The following is a 20624-nucleotide window of genomic DNA, read 5'->3' as shown; positions in this document are numbered from 1 at the left end:
TCGGCCGGTAAACTTTTTTAGAAATAATGTGATGCGTTTTTAGGGGATATATTTTTGTCTAAAGTTTTGTCGCACGAAATTTTGTCGCATCAAATCGTGCGACAAAAATTCATGCGACAATTTTATTTCGTTTCATCTTCCAAAATGAAACGTATCGAAGCCTTTCGAAACACTACTCCTTAACGACTGTCTTTAATTTTACTAACTGATTTATATATATCGCTTGGCCTGCGATGATACTTGCCTGACTGTAAGCTTCATGTCACCGTCGGATAGTTTTATTGTAAAAATTCATGATCATGAGTCCTGGAAAAACATTTTCTCTTTTAAGTATACATGTATTGTTTGTTGTTAGTGCTGCGGCTACTGCGCAAACAACCCCCATTGAAGACATCGGCTGGCCACGGCAGATTGTTAAAAATGGAGCAACATTGATTTACTATCAACCACAGGTAGAAGACTGGAAGAACTATAAAGACATCAAGGCCGAAATGGCTTTTTCTCTAACGTCCAAAAGTGGAAGGCAGATCCTCGGAGTTGCCTCTCTGGAGGCAAACACGCTTACTGATAAAGACGCACGTACGGTCTTTATCCGCGACTTGAAAGTGAATGATGTTCGCTTTCCTTCCCTGGGGCAGGATTCTGTGGCAAACATGTCAGCGCTTTTTAAACAACTTGTTCCGGGCAATGGAGAAACCATATCACTTGACAGGGTCATTGCAGACATGAACCGCACCAAATCGCAATCCAACGCGGTGACGTTAAAAACGGATCCGCCCCAGATATTTTACAGTACCTCGCCGGCTATCATTTTAACAGTTGAAGGCGATTCTGCTTTACTTGCGCCTGTCGGGAAGCTCAAATTGAAATATATCGTCAATACCAACTGGGATGTTTTCTTCGATCAAACGGGTAAAGACTATTACCTGCTTGCAAAGAATGTGTGGCTCAAATCAAAAAGCTATAAAGGTCCCTGGACGAAAACAACTTCACTTCCGGCGGAACTGGGTAAATTACCTGCGGGTCAGAATTTTGATGAAGTGAAAAAAATGATTCCGGCTCCAGCTAATACTACTTCGCCAGAAGTATATTTCAGTAACAAACCTGCCGAACTTATTTTATTGAAAGGTTCACCCATTTACACTAAGATAACCGGCACCAATCTTTTATATGCCGCTAATACGGAAAGCGATTTGTTCCTTGATAACAAGACAAAGCAATATTATGTCCTATTTTCCGGCAGATGGTTTCGTTCTTCTGCTTTCGGAGGGCCATGGCAATTTACAAGCAACGAATTGCCGGCAGATTTTTCAAAAATCCCTGAAAACTCCGCCAAGGCCCATGTTTTGGCTTCAGTACCAGGAACAGTACAGTCTTCAGATGCAGTGTTACTGGCGCAGGTTCCGACAACAGCAATTGTAAATAAAAAAGATGTTGAGGCAAAAGTAAAGGTGGTTTACAGCGGCGATCCACAGTTTAAAGCAATTGATTCAACTCAGTTGCAATATGCGGTGAATACCCAGTCAAAAGTGGTTAAGGATGGCGCGGAATATTACTTATGCGATAACGCGGTATGGTTTCGCTCGGCAAATCCGAACGGCCCATGGAAGGTAGCGGATTCAATACCTAAAGAAATTTATAGCATTCCACCAAGTTCGCCGGTTTATAATATTACTTATGTTACACAGACTAATCCTACTGAAACAACTGTAGAGAGCAGTTATACCTCCGGGTATCTCGGCATGTTCATTTTCGGAACAGCTTTCGGCGCTTGCATCGCTTATGGAACAGGCTGGTATTATCCGCCTTATATGTGGTGGGGGCCGGGGATGTATTACCCGTTTTACAACCCATGGCCCTGTGCCTGGGGTGCCGGCGCTGTGTATAACCCATGGACGGGCGGTTGGGCAGCCGGCCGGGCTTACTACGGTCCTTATGGGTACGCTCGCTCTGCAGCAGGTTACAATCCGGCAACAGGCCGTTACGGACATGCCGCTACCGTTCAGGGATGGTACAACGGCAGAACCGCTGCAGGCGGCTATAATCCGTGGACAGGAAACTACGCCGGCACACGCCAGGGTCATAGTCCCTACGCGCAATGGGGGACATCCGTGGCCGGGCGTGGTGATCAGTGGGTTCGCACAGGCCACGTAACAACCGGCGCAGGAACGGCTTTTGGCTTTAATACTTCAGGGGGAGCTTCCGGTGTCGTAGGGCCGAACGGAACCAAAGTAGTGAACGGAAAAAATGGAACCTTTGCCGGGCATGACGGCAATATTTACCGGCGCGATGATAATGGAGACTGGAGCAAATACCAGAACGGCAACTGGCAGCAGCGTATAGGAGGCGACGGCGGAACCAGGCAACAGCTTAACCAGTCGTTCCAGAGTCGCGAGCGTGGCCAGATCCAGACCCAGCGTTTTCAAAACTTCCATCGCGGTAGTGGTGGTGGCGGCGGTTTCCGGGGCGGGAGACGGCGCTGACAGCCGGCACTACCTATTCTTTTTGATTGCCAAGGGTAAAGGAAGTCTGTGAATACGCCATTAACGGCATACCCACCTTGATAGCATGTAGCTGCTGTCATAAATGCCAGAATTAAAGTTGCAATTTCTAAGATGAAACCATAAAAGCGGTGGAGTTGGGCGTTCCGGGCCAACCGATTGTTAATTTTAATAACAGAAGCAAACAGAACAATACACTAACCAATTCATCAATCATTGCAAAAACGCTCCGAATGAATAGATTAACAGGTGAAAATAAACGTCGCTCTATTGAGTTTTTATCAATTCGCGGGCTTTACGGCCGGAAACTTAAAATATGGAGAAAGGCCATCAAATACCTTGTAATAATTTGCGCCCTTCAGTTTACGTCTACTGTCGCCCGGGGGCAGATAGTAATGGGCTTGTTGTTTGGAGATAAACTTAATTCAGACGAGCTTTCATTTGGGATTCATGTGGATTATGGTTTAAGCCGTCTATCAAACATCAGTGATCAAAAAAGCCTGAGCTCAGTAAACCTGGGACTGTTTTTTACCTATCATTTTAACCAGAAGTGGCATGCAAATCTTGAGATGCTTGCTAAGCTGCGTAAAGGAGCCAATAAGCTGCAGCCTTATGACCTGGGAAATGATTCACTGAACACCCAGTTTATTGACGGGGACGTTCAGCGAAGGATCGGGTATCTGGCACTTCCAATGACTATGCAATATCAAACCGGGAATTTCTTTTTTGAGCTCGGACCGCTTATTGGGCTGAGGATAAAAGCAGAGGACGTGTTTTCAGCGGATCAGCCGCAAGGTGAATTGAAGCTTACGCGAAATATTAAAGACGAAACCAATGTATGGGATCTTGGATGGATTGCAGGCGGAGGTTTTAGTATCGGTAAATCAAAATCGTTATCTCTCGGACTAAGATATACGGGCGGATTTACCGATGTAATGCAAAATATAGACGGGCGCCAGGAAAATCAGCAATGGAGTATTTATACAAATATCCCGATAGGCAGGGCTAAAGCTGCCGCGAAAAAAGCAAAGGCAAACGGGCAGTGATTGTTATGAAAGAGATCAGGTGTTGTATACCTGTTATTCTGTTCGCGCTCAAGGCTTTTTCCGCAGGAAAAAGAACAGGATATATCGAAACATTCAGTCCTAAATATACAGTTGGAACCAACCATTGGTCATGAACACGCCTGCAGTTAAGCGAGCCATGATGGCACATTAACAAATATTTGCTTTACTGGCGTAATCTGCGAAGAGCTGGGATACCGAAGTTTTTTAGCATGCATTATGTTTATCCTTCAGCAAAGCATGAACGGCAACGTGGCTCGTAGCTCTCTTTTTCGCCCAGCAGAATTTTAGACTCGCTTAGAGCTGTCCGGTATGAATAACTTGCCGGGTTGCCGCAACGAACGCAAATAGCGTGCACTTTGGTTATGTCTTCTGCTATAGCCAGTAAAGCTGGCATCGGGCCGAAGGGTTTGCCCAAAAAGTCCATATCTAGGCCTGCAACAATTACGCGGATGCCTTTATTGGCTAATTTCGTGCAAACTTCAGGTAGCTCGTCATCAAAAAACTGGGCTTCGTCAATGCCGACAACCTGGCTGTTGGCACCGAGTAATAAAATCGCTGAGGAGCTTTCAACAGGAGTTGAGTGGATAGAGTTCTGATCATGTGAAACCACGGCAGTTTCATCATAGCGTGTATCAGTTTTAGGCTTGAATATTTCTACATCCAGGCGGGCGATCTGCGCTCTTCTCAAACGCCGGATCAGTTCTTCGGTTTTCCCGGAAAACATCGAGCCGCAGATCACTTCGATGCTTCCTGCAGGTTTGGTTCTCAGAGCTGGATTATGTTCTGTAAATAGCATATAAGCGGCTAATATCAGAATTTAATACTATTTTTGGTACACCGAATTACCAACACATTCCCGTCAATCTTTGTATTTTCAGATAATGAACAAGAAAAGTATTTTCAATAAAATTGGTACAATTATTCAGGAATTATCCGAGCAATACCAATTTCTTTCTCAAAATCCGGAATCATTCAACGAGCTTGAAACCGAACTTTTTTCTGCGAATGCTCATTTCCTTTTTGATCACATAGAAATACTGCGAAAACTTAATAAACAGGATATCGGACTTCAAGTGGCCGAAGCGCCTGAAAAGGCGGCAGAGCCTGCGCAAGCTTCAGAACCTGTGAAAACTGAAGAAGCTACAGCTCCTGTTACGCACGAATGGTCATGGGAAACAAATGCAAATCATGCTACTGACAGTAAAGAAGATGATAGTGAATCCCAAACGGAGGAAGATCTGGTTGCGGACAAAGAGGTTGAAAGGAACGAGGAAAAAATTGAAGAACCCGGAACTAAAATAAAAGAATCCGAGGCTGAAAAAGAAGAGCAAAAGCCTGAACCGGAACCGACCATTCGCTTTATGCTGGATTTAGAACCGGAAGAAGATGAGGAGTTTGATTTTGAAAGCAAGCCCACCCATGAGCTGTTCGACCGCGAACTGTCAGACGAAGAAAGAGAGGTAATTAACAGGAAATCACAAACTGCGCCCCCTACGCCAGAACTGCCAAAAATAACGAGCGATCCAACTCCAGTAAAAGAACCCGAGAAGCCGGCCTTTGAACCTATTGTAAACGAGGTAGTGATTGCTGAAAAAACCATTAGCGTAGATACACCTCAGCCTGAATCGACTATCGAGACACAGGAAGTAAAAAAGCCAACTATCAATGATATTATATCGGCGCAGCGGACGCAGCAAACAGCTTTAAGTGGTTTTTCACAAGGTACCGTTACTGATCTGAAGTCAATTATAAGCCTGAACGATAAATTGCTTTTCGTTAAAGAGCTTTTTAATGGATACAGTCTCGCTTACAGCGAAGCGATCGAACTGGTTAACCGGTTTGATACGCTGGACGCGGCGGATAATTTTTTGAAAACAAATTACGCCGTTAAAAATCACTGGAACGAAAAACAAGCTACGGTTGATAAGTTGTATGAGCTGCTTAACAGGAAGTTTGGAAAATAATTTCTTTAAAAAGTAATTTTCCTTATTCCTATTGCCTGCTTATCGTTCTGAATCGATTGTTGTAGTATTCGTAGTAATAAATTATTCCTTTACCAGATGTCAATGTCATGCCATACTGAACAGCTTTTGTTGAATCTTTTAGAATCGTAGTTAATTTGCCGTCGTAACTCAGGTGCGAAATTTCATTTATATTATATTGCGATGGTTTGATAAATTTAGATAGGGATGTAGAAAGGATTAAATTTTCGAATGGTGATACGGTCAGGTCACTCTTTCTTTTTACAATAGAAAAGTCGTCGATATGATAATCCCGGTAGGGGCCCGATAATGTATAAATTGTACTGACTTGCCCGTTAAGACTTATTTTTCGTAGCCTGTTATAAGGCCCGTCTTCGACAACTAAATAACCTTCGCTCGCGTATTTGATCGTTGATGGAAATGCAAAACGCGCATTCTGGCCACTTCCGTTGACAAATCCCTCCTGGTTTGGCTGTCCGGCTAAAACACTGGACACTCCGTCTGGGGTTATTTTCATTATACAATGGTAAGCAGCAGAAGATATATAGACTGTTCCGTCGGGCGCAACCGCTAAATCACTAATAAGGTATGGAAGCGTGTATCGTATCTCACTTTTTACACCCAACTGTGTAAGCTTGAAAACCTTTAGACCTTCATATTCGCTTGATGTGTAATAAATATCGCCGTTATCCATAGCTTTTACACCGGTAAAAAATTGTCCAGTGCCAAGCTTCGCAAACTTCGATACAACGCCCTTTGATGATATTTTATAAATTACGCCGCTGGTTTTAGGAGAATAAGCCGATGCATAAACGTATCCTGCCGGGCCCGTACATACACGCGAAAAATTAATATCAACATTGTTGAAATGTGCAAGGGTTCTGATGACATAAGGCGCGGATATGCTGGTTTCATCAAAGCTTTTAGCTGAAAGCGAATTAGCGACTTCCGCTTTGGCGCTTTTTGAAATATCGTTTTTTTTACATTGCTGCAGGGTTAATCCCGAAAGAGAAATTGTCAAGAGGAGAACAAGTCTTACTGGATTGATTTTCATAGTATTAGCGATCTAATACTGTAAATTTAAGAAAGTGATAAATATCCTCAAATCGTTGTTATATTTTGTGTTGGAAATGTGTAATTTGCTGTTCGCGCCAAGATGATTAAATGCCAGATCATAAGATTATACGTCTACCTTCCTTAACGGATCGTTTCGCCGCGTCCAATATTTCCATCACAATCATATTATAAGTTAGTGACGACAGATCATTTTTAGAGTTTATTTTTTGCTTTAAAACCGCTTTTAAGTAAATTATTGGATCATTTAGCGGTGCTTCCAGTAGTTGAGCTTTCACATCTGCAGTTTTATTTTCTCTCATTCTGCTGAAAATATCTGTGCTGTTTAACGCATGGTAATAACCCTTCTCTCCAAAAACCTCCAGGTCTTTAATTGAGTATGGCCAGTTCCAGGAAGCTTCAATTTGTCCGGTTGCTTGCGGATATTCTAAAATGATGGTTGCGTCATCTTCCACTTTAGGATAAATAGACGGTTTGTAATGACGTGCAATGGCAGTCACCGCGATTGGCCGTTGCCCTTTCATTAACCAAGTCATCAGGTCGGCACCATAACAACCAAAATCGTTCAAGGCTCCAGCTCCATTCTTTACTGGATCTGTCAGCCAATCTAAAAATTCTTTGCTGCAGCCGATTTCTTTCGGCCCCTGGTGTCCATCGTGTACGACCATTTTCTTTATTGAACCGATACTGTCATTCTCAATATTTTTATAAACTTCATGGTAAGAAGGGTACCAGGTAGTTTCATAATTAGTAAGCACCTGGACATTGTACTGAGCTGCCAGTTTCGCAATTTCCCGGGCTTGATCCAAAGTTGCCGCAAGTGGTTTTTCTACCATTACAGGAATTTTCAAGGGCGCACAGACTCGAACAAGGTTTACATGTTCAGCGACTGGATTATAACCCAAAACTACATCGGGCTTCTTCTTTGAAAGAAGAGAAGGAAGATCATCGGAAAACAGTTCCTGAGGTACATGATAAAGCTTGCTGTATTTTTCCTGCAAACTTTTATCTGCTTCAACGATGCCAATAAGCGTCACCGTGCCTTTATTGTATTCTTTAAGGATGTTATGAACATGATCATGGCTCAATCCCGCAATGACAACTTTAATAGGTTGCTGGGAATAGGCACTCATACAGAATGAACAAAACAGGAATATCAGGAAAGTAGTTTTTGTACCCTTCATAGCAGCGGTTTTCTGCAAGTTACGAATGTTAAGACTTAGTGTAAAATAAGGGTCGTACTGTGAACGTTTCAGGTCGGAGATCAAACGGAGACACTAGGATAGAATAATAAAAATAATCAGGTTCGTGTATTCAGACAATGCCCATCCTGTTCGAATCCAGCTTAAGCAAGATGAATAACAAAATCGTAAAACTCCACAACGATGATCCTCCGTAGCTGATAAAGGGCAAGGGGATTCCAATAACCGGAATCAAACCAATCGTCATGCCGAGGTTGATGAAAAAGTGGAAGAAAATAATGGAAGCTACGCCATAACCGTACACCCGGCTAAACGTCGATCGCTGCCTTTCCGCCAGAAAAATAATGCGTAAAAGCAAGAAAAGGTATAAACCGATCAATACAAAGCTGCCTGCAAAACCCCATTCCTCACCGACCGTGCAAAAAATGAAGTCGGTGCTTTGCTCTGGTACGAAATCATATTTGGTTTGGGTTCCCTGAAGATACCCTTTGCCCCAAAGCCGGCCTGAGCCTATAGCGATCTTCGATTGATTTAGATTGTAACCTTGTCCGCGCGGATCGTCAACTTTACCGAGGATGACATCGATACGGGTTTTTTGGTGCGATTTAAGTATGTTGTTATAGGCGAAATCTACCGAGAAGATAAAACAAAGCGAATAAATGACGCCGATGATAACTGTCTGAATTGCACTTCGATTCCTTTTTAGAAAATAGATAAGGATGGCCGCAAAAACTACCACGCCGGCAAGCACGTAAAACTTATTATAGAGAAGCGTTAATACGAATAAAACGATCGACAGACCTTCGATAAGCAAAAAATAACCTGACAGTCCTTCCCTGTAAAGGACAAAAATGAGCGAGGTAAATACCAGTGCCGAGCCGGTATCCGGCTGCATCATAATTAAAACCACCGGCAAGATAATAATAGCCGCGCAACTCAAAATAGTTTTGAAATCCTGTACTTTGGTTGTTGTAGAACTTAAATAACGCGCAAGCAGCAAGCAGGTTGAAAACTTAGCAAACTCGGATGGCTGCAGGCGAAACGAACCCAGCGGTATCCAGGCCTGGTTACCGCCGACATTGCGGCCTACCACAAGTACAACAACAAGCAGAAGAATAGTAAGTCCGTAAAAAATTGGCGAAAAGCTATTATAAAACTTGCTATCAATTATCAGGATAAAAAAACCGAGAACAAGTGCAGACAAAATATAAAGCAGCTGTTTGCCGTAGTTCGTGGATAGATCCATGATTCCGGGATGTATCGGATCCAATACCGCTGCATGAATGTTGAACCAGCCGATAATGCATAACGTCAGGTAAATAAGTATAGTTACCCAATCCACATTAAAAAATAAGTTTCGCTGGTTATTCATGCTATCTGGCTGATTTTAACTGGTTGGTTTTAACCTGTTTGATTGACGAAGTATCGCGTTTCGAAGAATCTGCTTTTGTTTTCGGTTTAACTGCGGGTGCTTTGCTTTTCAATTCTGGCAACAGGTTTTTTTCTGCGATGTATTCTATCTGATCTTTTGGCCTGCTTATCGAATCTGTTAAGTACTTTTCAACCATGTAACTTGCTATCGGAGCTGCCCATGAAGAGCCATAACCAGCATTTTCTACCACTACAGCAATAGCAATTTTTGGATTTTCACGCGGTGCAAACGCTACAAAAACCGAGTGGTTCTTACCGTGATTATTTTGAACAGTTCCGGTTTTACCGCACATGACAATTCCGGGAATTCGTGCGCCAGCGGCTGTTCCACTTTCCACAACTTGTTGCATTCCGTCGATGATTGGCTCAAAATACTGCGCGTTTACCTCTACGCTGTGTCTTTCCTTAAACTCCTTTTTTACAATCTGCTTTTCGCCTACTGCTTTTATTAAGTGCGGCGTATAGTAATAGCCATGGTTGGCGATGATACATTCTATATTAGCCAGCTGAAGGGGAGTAGCAAGTAACTCAGCCTGGCCAATTGCTAAAGAGATAATTGAACTGCTTCTCCATCTGTTCTTCCCAAATATCTTATCATAATGTTCGGGTGTTGGAACGTTGCCACGGCTTTCGCCCGGAAGATCTACCTCCAGTTTTTTTCCGAGTCCAAATTTCAGAACATTTTCACGCCAACTAACGAATGAATTTATTGTTTGCCTTGGGCCGGCCCTGTTGATTAGTTTTTCAAAAACATTACAGAAATAAGTGTTGCAGGACATGGCAATACCTTTCCTCAGGTCGGTTACTCCGTCATAGTGTTCACAACTGACCCGGTGATTTCCGGCCTGGTAAAAATGCGGACAGAAAAATGTGGTTGAAGGTGCAATCAATCCTTCCTGTAACGCGATCAAACCATCAACAGGTTTAAATGACGAGCCTGGTGAATACCTCGCCTGTATAGGGCGGATAAGAAACGGGTTGTATGGATCTTTATAAAGTTTGGCCACGTTGTTTCCCCGTTCGCGTCCAACCAGTAAGTTCGGATCATAAGTCGGGCTGCTCACAAATGCCAGGATTTCGCCGGTTGATGGCTCAATGGCTACGATGCTGCCTACTTTGTTTTTCATTAAACGCTCGCCAAGCTGTTGAATGCGAAGGTCTAAGGAAGAGATCAGCTTCTCGCCGGCAACCGCAAGCGTATCATACCTGCCATCGGCAAAATGCCCTTTTGGCCTGTTAAACGCGTCAACCATTAAGTTTTGAACGCCTCGCTGTCCCCGTAGCGTTGGCTCGTAGGCTTTTTCCACTCCAGATATACCAATGTAATCACCAGGACGGTAGTAGCCGCCTGATTTTTCAATGGCGGCATCGTTAACCTCGCCAATATAGCCAAGGAATTGCGCTGCTGTCGAATCGGGATAGCTCCGCACGGTTCGTTTGGTTACAAAAAAACCGGGGAAATCAAACAAACGCTCCTGGAAAACCTGGTAAAGCTGTGCCGATAATTGTTTCTCGAAAATAGATGCCCGAAACGGTGAATATTTTTTTGCTTTTTGAAAGCGCTTGTCAAATCCTGGTTTATCAATTCCGATAAGCCGGCAAAATTCCAATGTATCAAAGGGTTTCACTTCGCGTGGAATTACCATGATGTCGTACACCGGCTCGTTCTGTACGAGTACTTTTCCATTACGGTCCAGTATCGGACCGCGTGCAGGATAAATAACTAATTTACGTAAAACGTTATTTTCCGCCGACAGGTAATATTTTTCATCCAACACCTGGATGTAGAAAAGCTTGGCCAGCAGAACCAGCGCCATAACAATAAATATCGCCTGAATGACAAACCGACGGGCAAAAAAACTATTCATTAGCGCTCTTTCTTCCTGTAAAAAATGTACTCGTAAACCAACATCAATAAGATGGTAGGCACACTGCTCAAAACGATCCGCATGAGCGTGTATTGTATTTCATCAAAATGAAATGTTTCCAGGAAGAACAAGGTAGTATGGTGAACAAGCGTTAAGATGACCGCATAAAAGAAAAACCATCTGAAACCCATTATTCCCAGGCTGGGTTCAGGTTCATTGTCAAATCCGTCCCGTTGTACTGTAACGCTGATAAAAAGGACGCGTACCAGGGCAAGTACTGTGCAAGCCGCGGCGTTTACTCCCAATGTATCATAAAAGGCATCGACAGTTAAACCGGTTAGAAATGCAAGAACAAACAACAGCCAGTTTGGAGTATTGAACGGCAGTAGCAGGATAAATAAGATGTATAAAAACGGCGTCGCCAGGTTATAATAGCCAAAGTTTTTTAGAAGAAACACCTGGATAAACAACAGCAGAAAAAACCGTAAAAGTGTGATAATTATAACTCTACTCATTTTTTGTACTATTAGTTTCGAGCGTTTTCTGTTCCTGGGTCATTAAATTGTTTACAACATACACATATTCGAGTGTCGAAAAGTCGGTGCTTAATTTCACTTCTATATCGAGGAAGTTGTTGCCGCCTTGCTTGTCGGTTTTTGTAATAGTACCTATCGGCAGATTTTTAGGAAATAACGAAAATCCGGAAGTAACGACTTTTTGTCCGCGCTTTACTATAATATGATTTGGAACATCTTCTAAAATCGAATAATCCGGTCGATAATTTCCTTCGCCCCAAACTAACGATCCAAAAGCGTTTGAGCCTGCTATGCTTGCGCTGATACGTGATTCGGAATGCAGCAAGGTTCGAATAGTTGCAAAATTATCTGAAACATCCTGAACAATTCCCACGATGCCGGTCGGGCAAATTACACCCATATCTTTGGTAATTCCTTGTTTTTTACCCCTGTTGATCGTTATATAATTATTCTTTTGATGAATGGAATTGTTTACTACGCGGGCAACAATATAGCTATACTGCTGATGTGCAACTGTATCATTTACTTTATTTGATTCAACAGTGTCAGCGTAAAGCGAATTTTTCAATTGAGCGCGGAGCTGTGCGTTCTCTTTGGCTAAACTTTCATTGGTTTGTTTCAGGCTCAGGTAACTTTTCAGATCGTTGACCTGGCTGAATGCGGTGCCAATAATTTGATTGGATGAGTTGAACGCCGTTGCGTGCTGATACGAGTTATTTCTAACCAGCAGGACGAAAGAGATGACAAAAAAGATAATGAAAAGAAAAAATGCGTTGTACTTGCTGAGAAAGATCCAGAGGTTACGCATGTTTTTAGTATTGAGTAGTAAGTATTGCGTATTGCGAATGCGATCTCAATACGCAATTCGCAACACTCATTACTTTTTATTGCATTAAAAATTTGTAATTGCCAATATTTTTCAGCGCGATTCCGGTTCCGCGAACAACGGCGCGAAGCGGATCTTCAGCCACGTGAACTGGTAGCTTAGTTTTAGCTGCGACACGTTTGTCAAGGCCGCGAAGCAAGGCGCCACCGCCAGTCAGGTAAATTCCAGTCTGGTAAATATCCGCCGAAAGTTCGGGAGGAGTGATCTCAAGAGCTTTCAAAATAGCTTCCTCGATTTTAGAAATTGATTTGTCCAGGCAGTGGGCGATCTCTGTGTATGATACGGTGATTTGTTTCGGAACACCAGTCATTAAATCTCGTCCCTGAACGGCAAAGTCTGCAGGTGGATCACTAAGTTCCGGCAGGGCTGCACCAACCTCTATTTTGATTTTTTCAGCAGTACGGTCACCAATCATAATATTATGCTGGCGGCGGATATACTGAACGATATCACTGTCAAAATTATCTCCTGCAACGCGAATGGATTGATCACAAACGATTCCTGATAAGGCGATAACGGCAATTTCTGTCGTTCCGCCACCGATATCTATGATCATATTACCCATTGGTTCTTCCACATCGATGCCGATACCTACGGCGGCAGCCATTGGTTCGTGGATCAGGTAAACTTCTTTAGCGCCAGCGATCTCGGCCGAGTCGCGAACGGCACGTTTTTCAACTTCTGTAATACCTGAGGGAATACAGATCACCATTCTTAGCGAAGGAAAAAACCATCCTTTGCCATTATTGATCATTTTGATCATTCCACGGATCATATGCTCGGCGGCGTTGAAATCGGCAATAACCCCGTCTTTCAACGGCCTTACAGTACGAATGTTTTCATGGGTTTTTCCTTCCATCTGCATCGCTTGCCGACCGATGGCAATTACTTTGTTTGTAGTGCGGTCAAAAGCCACTATAGACGGTTCGTCAACTACTACTTTATCGTTATGTATGATGAGGGTATTCGCAGTACCCAGGTCGATGGCAATTTCTTGTGTAAACCAGTTAAATAAACCCATTAAAAAGAGATTATGATTTTAAAAAAGTACGCAAAGTTAACGTCTTTTTTCGAATACTATTGTCGTAAAAAAACTTTGTAAAAGGTACAAAATCACCGGACTTTTGCAAACATTCCGGTGATTTAGTTTTAGTGCTTAAAGTGTCGTACACCGGTCATCACCATGCCAATAGCCTTTTCATTGGCCTTATCGATAGAAAGCTGATCTTTAATTGATCCGCCCGGTTGTAAAACTATTGAGATTCCTGCCTGTGCAGCTATTTCTACGCAGTCCGGAAACGGAAAAAAAGCATCCGACGCCATAACCGCGCCGTGAAGATCAAATCCGAATTCTTTCGCCTTAATTATTGCTTGTTTCAAGGCATCTACGCGCGAGGTCTGACCAACGCCGCTTGCCAGCAGCTGCCCGTTTTTCGCAAGTACAATGGTGTTCGACTTGGTGTGCTTCACAAGCTTGTTAGCAAAATGAAGATCTTTTAGTTCCTGTTCAGTCGGCTTGCGGTCAGTAACCGGCGTCATTTTTTCCGGTCCTTCAATGGTATGATCCTTGTCCTGCTCGATCACCCCGTTTAACAACGTTTTAAATTGCTTTTTTGGAAGATTTACGTGTTGCCTTATCAGGATAATACGATTTTTCTTTTCAGTAAGAATGGCCAGCGCTTCCTTGCTATAAGAAGGTGCGATTAGTACCTCGAAGAAAAGCTTATTGATTTCTGCTGCAGTTTTTTCGTCAACTTCTCCGTTGCAGATAATAACACCGCCGAAAGCTGAAACAGGATCACAAGCTAATGCCGACTTCCAGCTTTCAAAAAGATTGCTTCTGGTTGCTACGCCGCAAGCGTTGGTGTGTTTTAAAATCGCGAAGGTTGGTTCTGTAAATTCGTCGATAAGGGCAACCGCAGCGTCAACATCCACAAGGTTGTTGTAGGACAACTCTTTACCGTTAAGTTGAGCAAACATCGAGTCCAGATCGCCGTAAAAAACGCCTTTTTGATGCGGATTCTCTCCATAGCGAAGTGTTTTTACCTGTTGTTCGCTGTATTTAAATGCCGGGAAAGATTCATCAGTATTGAAATAATTAAAGATGGCAGTGTCATAGTGTGAGGAAATATTGAAAGCACGTTTCGCAAATTCTTTCCGTTGTGCGAGCGTGGTATATCCTTCGTTTTCATGAAGGATCGACAGAAGGTTCGAGTATTCTTTTTGTGAGGCGACGATCACTACATCTTTGAAGTTCTTTGCTGCAGCGCGTATCAGCGATATGCCGCCTATGTCAATTTTTTCGATGATATCTGTTTCGGCAGCGCCCGATTTTACCGTTTCTTCGAAAGGATAAAGATCAACGATGACAAGGTCAATTTCAGGAATTTCATATTGCTCCGTTTGTGCTTTATCTTCTTTGAGCTCACGACGTGATAAAATACCTCCAAATACTTTCGGGTGTAAAGTTTTTACTCTTCCGCCTAAAATTGACGGGTAACCAGTCAGGTCTTCTACCGGAATCACATTGCATCCTAAATTGCGGATAAACGTTTCAGTTCCGCCGGTTGAATAAAAAGTTACTCCTAGTTTATGAAGTTCCTGGATCAGCGGTTCGAGATTGTCTTTGTAATAGACTGAAATTAAGGCGTTTTTTATCTTTACGGGATGACTCATGCGGGTGTTTATTTCAAGCCGCAAAGATAGAAATTTGGGAGGGTATTTTATAGCTCGTCAACAATTTTAAACAGCCCGTCAAGGCTGATTTTATAAGGAGTTTGGATTTATTTTTAAATTCAAAAATGAAACCTAAACATCTCGCACTTTTAAGTCTGATAATAACGTTTAAAATTCAAGCTCAATCTTTACCTCAAAAGTCCGGTAGTTATTCCAAAAGTGCTCAGAACAGAGCTTATTTCTTGAGTCTTTACGGCAAAGATGATTCAAGTAAAGCAGTAATTAACATGTTTTTTAATTATCGAAAAGGCGCCGAAATTGGTGTAATTACTTCTTCAGCAATGGCGGTTGCAGGATCTGTAGCAATTTCAACATCAGGCGGCGGCGATCCTGGCGGTTCACAGCTTGAAACACAAATGCTTGCAGCGCCGGTTGTGTTAGGTTCAGTGCTGACATTAGCCGCATTTTCATTTACTCTGTCAACTTATAGCCGGAAACGGTTGCTTAATATTTTGAATGATTACGAGGCAGGTAAAGCGTTGCCAAAATATATAAGATGGAAAAAGAATTTTAAAAAAGAGCTGACTAAACTAAAACCAATTTTTATTTAATTGCCCCGCTTGCCAGGCCTGGCATTTATAACGACTTCATCTTCTTTAGCAATCCTTCTACAACTTTTGGATAATGCAGATGCTCAAGCTGCTGTCCCTTGAACTTGATCATTTCGAGGTCGTCGTTTTTGTCAATACGGAAACGTGCCTGGTGTATAATTTCGCCTTCGTCGAAATGTTCATTCACAAAATGAATGGTAATACCCGATTCCTCTTCATTGTTCGCAAGCACCGATTTGTGAACCCGGTCGCCGTACATGCCCTTTCCGCCATATTTCGGCAGCAAAGCGGGGTGGATGTTGATGATCTTATTAGGGAATGTTTTTAGCAAGTTTTCCGGAACCAACCACAAAAATCCTGCAAGCACAATGATATCGATCTGTAAATTTTTGAGAAGATTTACTACACGGTCCGAGTCGTAAAATTCGTCTCTGTCAAAAATGTGGGAAGGTATTTCAAAGTTATCGGCCCGTTGCAGTACATAAGCATCCGGGTTGTTTGTTAGCACGATGGCTACTTCGGCATCCGGATGCTTTTTGAAATATTCCATAATCTTCTGGGCATTTGACCCTGAACCAGAGGCAAGAATAGCTATGCGTTTTTTCAAAATAATTCCGGATAAGTTACCATCAAATATATGATTTCGGCGCTTTTCGGCAAATTCGAAAAGTTGAAGCCGATTGTAAAAAAAATAATATGGCTAAACAATCGAAAAACGGAGCTGTAATTAATAGTGTATTAAAATAAATATCTATAACTATGGCAAACTTAAGTAATAGAAAGATCGCAATTCTTTCGGAAAATGGATTTGAAGAGGTTGAATTAACGAGTCCTAAAAAAGCGTTGGAAGAAGCTGGCGCAACAGTTCATGTGGTATCGCCTCAGCAAGATAAAATTAAAGCATGGAATAAAACAGACTGGTCAATCGAAGTTCCGGTTGATAAAAATTTGTCTGAAGCTAACGCGAATGATTACGATGGGTTACTATTGCCGGGAGGCGTTATCAATCCGGATAAACTGCGCTTAAATGAAGAGGCGATCAGTTTTGTGAAAGCTTTTTTTGAAGCAGGTAAACCGGTTGCAGCAATCTGCCACGGGCCGCAGCTTTTAATTAATGCCGGTGTGATAGACGGCCGCAAGCTAACATCTTACCCGTCTATTAAGCAGGATTTAATAAACGCCGGCGCAAACTGGGTCGACCAGGAAGTGGTTGTCGATAACGGATTTGTCACAAGTCGCAGTCCGGAAGATCTGCCTGCATTTAATCAAAAAATAGTCGAAGAATTTGCAGAAGGCGTTCATGCCGATCAGCATGCGTAATTAAAAAAGTAAACTAAATTTTGAAGGCCGGCTTGCCGGCCTTTTTTATTTGAGCCGGATAAAACTATTTGATTTTTACAGGGTTTTGTGCTCATATGGCAGTAAAACAATACCCTTTTTTTGTTAAAAGCACCGTAGTGTTATTCGGTTTAACACTTCTGGCTTATGCGTTGCTAAATCTGAAAGATATTTTTTCTCCACTTGCGTTCGCATTGATCATTGCCATATTGCTCAATCCGTTGGTCAATAAGTTAAAAAAGAACAGGCTTCCGACTGTCGTTTCTATCATACTCTCTATGTTATTAGGAGTACTTGTGTTAGGCGGAATTCTTTACTTTCTTTCCTCTCAGATTGCAAATTTTAGCGAAACATACCCGGTATTAAAGGAGAAATTTCATACGCTGCAAGGTCAGCTGCAACATTGGGTGCAACAGGAATTTGGCATCGCAATAAACAAGCAGCTAAAAATGGTTAATGATGGAATTGACGGCAGTAAGGCCTTGGTCGGTACAGCTTTGGGATCAGCCTTCGGCACATTGGGACTGATACTTCTTGTTCCGGTTTACATATTTCTATTGCTTCTCTATAAACCATTAATGCTCAATTTTTTGTATGATGTGTTTGCTGATGAGCATTCAAAGAAGGTCCAGGAAGTGTTGAATCAAACCAAGCTGGCGATTCAAAGCTATATGGTTGGATTGTTGCTTGAGGCTGCGTGCGTGGCTATTTTGAATTCAACTGCTTTGCTAATACTTGATGTAAAGTACGCCATATTATTAGGAGTGCTGGGCGCTTTGCTTAATATGTTGCCTTATATCGGGGGAATAATTGCGATAGCATTACCTGTCCTTATGGCGACGGTAACGAAGGATGGGTTTTCGACTCAACTCGGAATCATTGCTGCCTACGCGGTTATTCAATTTATAGATAACAATATACTTGTGCCGCGTATTGTCTCATCTAAAGTTCAGATAAATGCACTTTTTTCAATTATCGTGGTGCTGTTAGGCGGTGCGTTATGGGGCGTTGCCGGAATGTTTTTGTCGATACCCTTTGTTGCGATAATTAAAATTGTGTTCGACAGGATTGATGAATTAAAGCCCTGGGGCAAGTTGCTGGGCGATGAAATTCCAACTAATGTTCGTCGTATTAGTTTCCGGAGAAAAAAGTCGTCAGTTTCCGAAAAAATTGTAGAAGACACGAATTAATTATTTCGTGTTCACCGGCGTCACGCGATAACCTTTTTGTTGTAAGAGTTCGATTAAGCCATCAGTTCCAAATAGGTGACCTGCGCCAACTGCGATAAATACAGAATGGTTATTTAATAGATTCAAGATCTTGGGCATCCACTTTTTATTCCGGGCGGAGAGAAGTTTTGTCCTGTCCTCGGGCGACATATCATCTTCATCAGCCAATAATTTTTCCAATTTCGGTATATCCTGCTGCTGGTAACTTTTAAATAATTGCGTTGCTGCCGAGTCGTTTTTAGCAGAATCGGCTATATACCTCATCAAGTCGTCCTTTTGCTTTGTTATCGGTGAATTGAAAAGCAGTTTGGCCTGCTCGTCCAGTGTTTCGAATCCAACAGTAGTTTTATTTTGTTGCCTGGCGTGATCCTGGAAGTAGATATCAAGCGGTGGGTTAGTGTCAGAAATTGTTTTGGGTGAGCTCATAACAAGCAACGTGTACTGCACCATAGCAGGTTTGAAAAAGTTGTACGCGCTTGCAGCCGCGCCGGTTTTATCGTGAATATAGTGGTCAAGTTTACGGTATTCCATCGGATTGAGAACTTTGTCGAGAGTGGAATCGTTTGCCATTATATAAGGCATCATCTTCTGAGCCATCAGAATCTGATCTTCTGTTATTATCTCGCCTGCCACCATCTCACATTTATTAAAACTGTTCATCACACCGGGAAGAGTGTCTATAAAATCTTTCCCAATTAAATGATAAGTGCCAAACAGGTAAGAAGCTTTGGTGAGCTTATTGCCACTGATTTGCCATAGCAACGAACCATTTGATTGTCCATAAACAGTAGCGTATGCATTTAGCGAGAAAAAAATGAGCGTTAAAAAGCGTTTCATCACCCCCAATATACGCCAAAAGCCGGAATTGCTTCCGGCTTTTACAAGGCTATATTTTTCGCAGGATTATTTGATTTGTTTAAAGAAACCAACACTGTTGTCTTTAGTAACGCTAATCAGTAGTTCTTCTTTGTCGTTTTTCAAGTCAACAAAGTAAACCGGATCAGCATCAATGTATTTAACAACCTGGCCGATAGTATATCCTTTATAATATTTTTGGATTTGTGAAACTGCATTTGCAGGCAATTCTTTTGCATCTACATATTGAGTTGTCGCAACATGCTCATTATCCATATTATAAAAGGCAGCAGTGCTAACACCGTCTAACGTGAAAGTAGCTTTTTGAAGCTGGGAAGGTGTAACAGTCCATTCAACATCTTTTGCATTTTTAAATTCGAATGCAAATTGATATTGGGCAGTTGTAGTAGCGTCTTTGTTTTTTCCTTTGTCATCAACTTTGATGTCAGCAAATGCAGCTGTCGTTAATGTTGTTGCGATTGATAAGGTTATTAATAACTTTTTCATTTTATTTTTTTTTAAATTCTCCGCAACAAATATCAGTATATTTTGATAAACTTTTAAATAAACTGTATGTAATTTATCGAATTTTCATAATTTTTACGGCTTTGATAAAATTATCTTTAAAAAGGCATGTGTGATTGAGAATTTGTTAATAAAGCAGGGTGATAATTGAATGGATTTTTCAAAAAGAAATTCAATTGATATTAATATGACAATTTTAGGCCGTCTTAATTACGATTATTAAATTAAAACATTTGGCCAAATTGTTACTTATCAATAATATGTGCTGATTATTATAAGTTTTGTTTTTAAGCTCTTTTAGCTAATTTTAAACTCTTATTAACTGTTGTTACAATAAAATATGATGAAGAAATTTCTAACCGGCCTTTGCTGCCTGGTTTTTATAATGTCGGTAGGATGTAACCAAAGTAAATCGCAGCAATATCAGCCGCCTACAATTCCTGATTTCTCTTTCAAAACGCTTAATGACAAGCCGTTTACACGTGCAGATATCAAAAGCGGGAAAAAGAGCATGATTATTTTGTTCGACACAAGTTGTGAGCATTGCCAGCATGAAATGAAAGATATCGGAAACCGTTTCACTGATTTTAAAAACGTGAACTTTTACCTTGTTTCTATGGACGGCAAAACCGAGATAGTTAAGTTTATGGAGTCCTACGGGAAAAAGCTGTATGGACAAAAGAACGTAACGGTATTGACAGATAGTCTGCGTCAATTTATTCCAACGTTTCAGCCAACTAAATTTCCGGCCATGTATGCTTACGCTGCTAATGGAAGTTTAATAGAATATTTCAGTGGACAGCATGATGTTAACGATATTATAAAAGCGATAAACAGGTAAGG

19 protein-coding genes are annotated in these 20624 nt (G+C 41.8%); 7 read left to right on the top strand and 12 right to left on the bottom strand.

What is annotated here, in order from left to right:
* The first annotated feature begins 299 nt into the window (after positions 1 to 299).
* Positions 300 to 2483, top strand: coding sequence for a hypothetical protein (locus GS399_RS09155; RefSeq protein ID WP_160844303.1), 2184 nt, complete (start codon positions 300 to 302; stop codon positions 2481 to 2483).
* Between the two features lie 251 nt (positions 2484 to 2734).
* A complete protein-coding gene (locus GS399_RS09150) occupies positions 2735 to 3547 on the top strand; it encodes a porin family protein (protein WP_160844302.1) in 813 nt (270 codons plus the stop codon).
* A gap of 241 nt (positions 3548 to 3788) precedes the next feature.
* On the opposite strand, the gene GS399_RS09145 is transcribed toward GS399_RS09150, so the two are convergent.
* A complete protein-coding gene (locus tag GS399_RS09145; protein ID WP_160844301.1) occupies positions 3789 to 4364 on the bottom strand; it encodes a thymidine kinase in 576 nt (191 codons plus the stop codon).
* Between the two features lie 85 nt (positions 4365 to 4449).
* On the opposite strand from GS399_RS09145, the gene GS399_RS09140 reads away from it, so the two are divergent.
* Complete coding sequence (locus tag GS399_RS09140; RefSeq protein ID WP_160844300.1) at positions 4450 to 5532, top strand: DUF8457 domain-containing protein; 1083 nt, start codon at positions 4450 to 4452, stop codon at positions 5530 to 5532.
* 28 nt (positions 5533 to 5560) lie between these two features.
* Here the strand turns inward: GS399_RS09140 and GS399_RS09135 are convergent, their stop codons facing one another.
* The 8 genes from GS399_RS09135 to purH form a co-directional block, all read right to left on the bottom strand.
* On the bottom strand, positions 5561 to 6604 hold the full coding sequence (locus tag GS399_RS09135) for an NHL repeat-containing protein (RefSeq protein WP_160844299.1): 1044 nt from the start codon (positions 6602 to 6604) through the stop codon (positions 5561 to 5563).
* 118 nt (positions 6605 to 6722) lie between these two features.
* Entirely contained in the window at positions 6723 to 7808 is a 1086-nt protein-coding gene (locus GS399_RS09130) for a Gfo/Idh/MocA family protein (RefSeq protein WP_160844298.1), read from the bottom strand.
* 130 nt (positions 7809 to 7938) lie between these two features.
* Positions 7939 to 9198: a rod shape-determining protein RodA gene (gene rodA / locus GS399_RS09125; RefSeq protein WP_160844297.1), complete on the bottom strand. Its 1260-nt coding sequence runs from the start codon at positions 9196 to 9198 to the stop codon at positions 7939 to 7941.
* A 1-nt stretch (position 9199) separates the two neighbouring features.
* On the bottom strand, positions 9200 to 11125 hold the full coding sequence (gene mrdA, locus GS399_RS09120; RefSeq protein ID WP_160844296.1) for a penicillin-binding protein 2: 1926 nt from the start codon (positions 11123 to 11125) through the stop codon (positions 9200 to 9202).
* Positions 11125 to 11640: a rod shape-determining protein MreD gene (gene mreD, locus GS399_RS09115; RefSeq protein WP_160844295.1), complete on the bottom strand. Its 516-nt coding sequence runs from the start codon at positions 11638 to 11640 to the stop codon at positions 11125 to 11127. Before mreD ends, mrdA begins: the two co-directional genes overlap by 1 nt.
* Complete coding sequence (gene mreC, locus GS399_RS09110; RefSeq protein WP_160844294.1) at positions 11633 to 12469, bottom strand: rod shape-determining protein MreC; 837 nt, start codon at positions 12467 to 12469, stop codon at positions 11633 to 11635. The genes mreD and mreC overlap by 8 nt, the downstream gene beginning before the upstream one ends.
* Before the next feature lie 76 nt (positions 12470 to 12545).
* Entirely contained in the window at positions 12546 to 13568 is a 1023-nt protein-coding gene (locus GS399_RS09105; RefSeq protein ID WP_160844293.1) for a rod shape-determining protein, read from the bottom strand.
* A gap of 128 nt (positions 13569 to 13696) precedes the next feature.
* A complete protein-coding gene (purH, locus tag GS399_RS09100; RefSeq protein WP_160844292.1) occupies positions 13697 to 15223 on the bottom strand; it encodes a bifunctional phosphoribosylaminoimidazolecarboxamide formyltransferase/IMP cyclohydrolase in 1527 nt (508 codons plus the stop codon).
* Between the two features lie 125 nt (positions 15224 to 15348).
* Between purH and GS399_RS09095 the strand changes: the two genes are divergently transcribed.
* Entirely contained in the window at positions 15349 to 15834 is a 486-nt protein-coding gene (locus tag GS399_RS09095; protein ID WP_160844291.1) for a hypothetical protein, read from the top strand.
* A 25-nt stretch (positions 15835 to 15859) separates the two neighbouring features.
* Here GS399_RS09095 and purN read toward each other — a convergent pair whose 3' ends face one another.
* Positions 15860 to 16441, bottom strand: coding sequence for a phosphoribosylglycinamide formyltransferase (purN, locus tag GS399_RS09090; RefSeq protein WP_160844290.1), 582 nt, complete (start codon positions 16439 to 16441; stop codon positions 15860 to 15862).
* A 152-nt stretch (positions 16442 to 16593) separates the two neighbouring features.
* Here purN and GS399_RS09085 point away from each other — a divergent pair, with 152 nt between their 5' ends.
* Both GS399_RS09085 and GS399_RS09080 read left to right on the top strand, forming a co-directional pair.
* The gene (locus GS399_RS09085; protein ID WP_160844289.1) at positions 16594 to 17154 is read left to right on the top strand and encodes a type 1 glutamine amidotransferase domain-containing protein; all 561 of its coding nucleotides are present in this window, start codon (positions 16594 to 16596) and stop codon (positions 17152 to 17154) included.
* Positions 17155 to 17249: 95 nt separating this feature from the next.
* On the top strand, positions 17250 to 18362 hold the full coding sequence (locus tag GS399_RS09080; RefSeq protein ID WP_160844288.1) for an AI-2E family transporter: 1113 nt from the start codon (positions 17250 to 17252) through the stop codon (positions 18360 to 18362).
* Here GS399_RS09080 and GS399_RS09075 read toward each other — a convergent pair whose 3' ends face one another.
* Together GS399_RS09075 and GS399_RS09070 are read right to left on the bottom strand one after the other, a co-directional pair.
* Positions 18363 to 19238, bottom strand: coding sequence for a TraB/GumN family protein (locus GS399_RS09075; protein ID WP_160844287.1), 876 nt, complete (start codon positions 19236 to 19238; stop codon positions 18363 to 18365). It abuts the gene before it with no gap.
* A gap of 66 nt (positions 19239 to 19304) precedes the next feature.
* The gene (locus GS399_RS09070; protein ID WP_160844286.1) at positions 19305 to 19763 is read right to left on the bottom strand and encodes a hypothetical protein; all 459 of its coding nucleotides are present in this window, start codon (positions 19761 to 19763) and stop codon (positions 19305 to 19307) included.
* A gap of 358 nt (positions 19764 to 20121) precedes the next feature.
* Between GS399_RS09070 and GS399_RS09065 the strand changes: the two genes are divergently transcribed.
* The gene (locus tag GS399_RS09065; RefSeq protein ID WP_160844285.1) at positions 20122 to 20622 is read left to right on the top strand and encodes a TlpA family protein disulfide reductase; all 501 of its coding nucleotides are present in this window, start codon (positions 20122 to 20124) and stop codon (positions 20620 to 20622) included.
* The last annotated feature ends 2 nt before the right edge of the window (positions 20623 to 20624 follow it).

The sequence above is a fragment of the Hufsiella arboris genome (genome assembly GCF_009834875.1).
Taxonomy (GTDB): Bacteria; Bacteroidota; Bacteroidia; order Sphingobacteriales; family Sphingobacteriaceae; genus Hufsiella_A; species Hufsiella_A arboris.
Note: the sequence above shows the minus strand (reverse complement) of the source record. Positions and strands in the feature narration are given on the sequence as shown.

Excerpts from the sequence above, each read along its gene's own strand:
- mreD (WP_160844295.1), bottom strand. The coding sequence starts at position 11,640 with ATGAGTAGAGTTATAATTATCACACTTTTACGGTTTTTTCTGCTGTTG.
- GS399_RS09105 (WP_160844293.1), bottom strand. The coding sequence starts at position 13,568 with ATGGGTTTATTTAACTGGTTTACACAAGAAATTGCCATCGACCTGGGT.
- rodA (WP_160844297.1), bottom strand. The coding sequence starts at position 9,198 with ATGAATAACCAGCGAAACTTATTTTTTAATGTGGATTGGGTAACTATA.
- GS399_RS09075 (WP_160844287.1), bottom strand. The coding sequence starts at position 19,238 with ATGAAACGCTTTTTAACGCTCATTTTTTTCTCGCTAAATGCATACGCT.
- GS399_RS09070 (WP_160844286.1), bottom strand. The coding sequence starts at position 19,763 with ATGAAAAAGTTATTAATAACCTTATCAATCGCAACAACATTAACGACA.
- purH (WP_160844292.1), bottom strand. The coding sequence starts at position 15,223 with ATGAGTCATCCCGTAAAGATAAAAAACGCCTTAATTTCAGTCTATTAC.
- GS399_RS09150 (WP_160844302.1), top strand. The coding sequence starts at position 2,735 with ATGAATAGATTAACAGGTGAAAATAAACGTCGCTCTATTGAGTTTTTA.
- GS399_RS09140 (WP_160844300.1), top strand. The coding sequence starts at position 4,450 with ATGAACAAGAAAAGTATTTTCAATAAAATTGGTACAATTATTCAGGAA.
- GS399_RS09065 (WP_160844285.1), top strand. The coding sequence starts at position 20,122 with ATGATGAAGAAATTTCTAACCGGCCTTTGCTGCCTGGTTTTTATAATG.
- GS399_RS09080 (WP_160844288.1), top strand. The coding sequence starts at position 17,250 with ATGGCAGTAAAACAATACCCTTTTTTTGTTAAAAGCACCGTAGTGTTA.
- GS399_RS09155 (WP_160844303.1), top strand. The coding sequence starts at position 300 with ATGAGTCCTGGAAAAACATTTTCTCTTTTAAGTATACATGTATTGTTT.
- GS399_RS09095 (WP_160844291.1), top strand. The coding sequence starts at position 15,349 with ATGAAACCTAAACATCTCGCACTTTTAAGTCTGATAATAACGTTTAAA.
- GS399_RS09130 (WP_160844298.1), bottom strand. The coding sequence starts at position 7,808 with ATGAAGGGTACAAAAACTACTTTCCTGATATTCCTGTTTTGTTCATTC.
- mrdA (WP_160844296.1), bottom strand. The coding sequence starts at position 11,125 with ATGAATAGTTTTTTTGCCCGTCGGTTTGTCATTCAGGCGATATTTATT.
- GS399_RS09085 (WP_160844289.1), top strand. The coding sequence starts at position 16,594 with ATGGCAAACTTAAGTAATAGAAAGATCGCAATTCTTTCGGAAAATGGA.
- GS399_RS09135 (WP_160844299.1), bottom strand. The coding sequence starts at position 6,604 with ATGAAAATCAATCCAGTAAGACTTGTTCTCCTCTTGACAATTTCTCTT.
- GS399_RS09145 (WP_160844301.1), bottom strand. The coding sequence starts at position 4,364 with ATGCTATTTACAGAACATAATCCAGCTCTGAGAACCAAACCTGCAGGA.
- mreC (WP_160844294.1), bottom strand. The coding sequence starts at position 12,469 with ATGCGTAACCTCTGGATCTTTCTCAGCAAGTACAACGCATTTTTTCTT.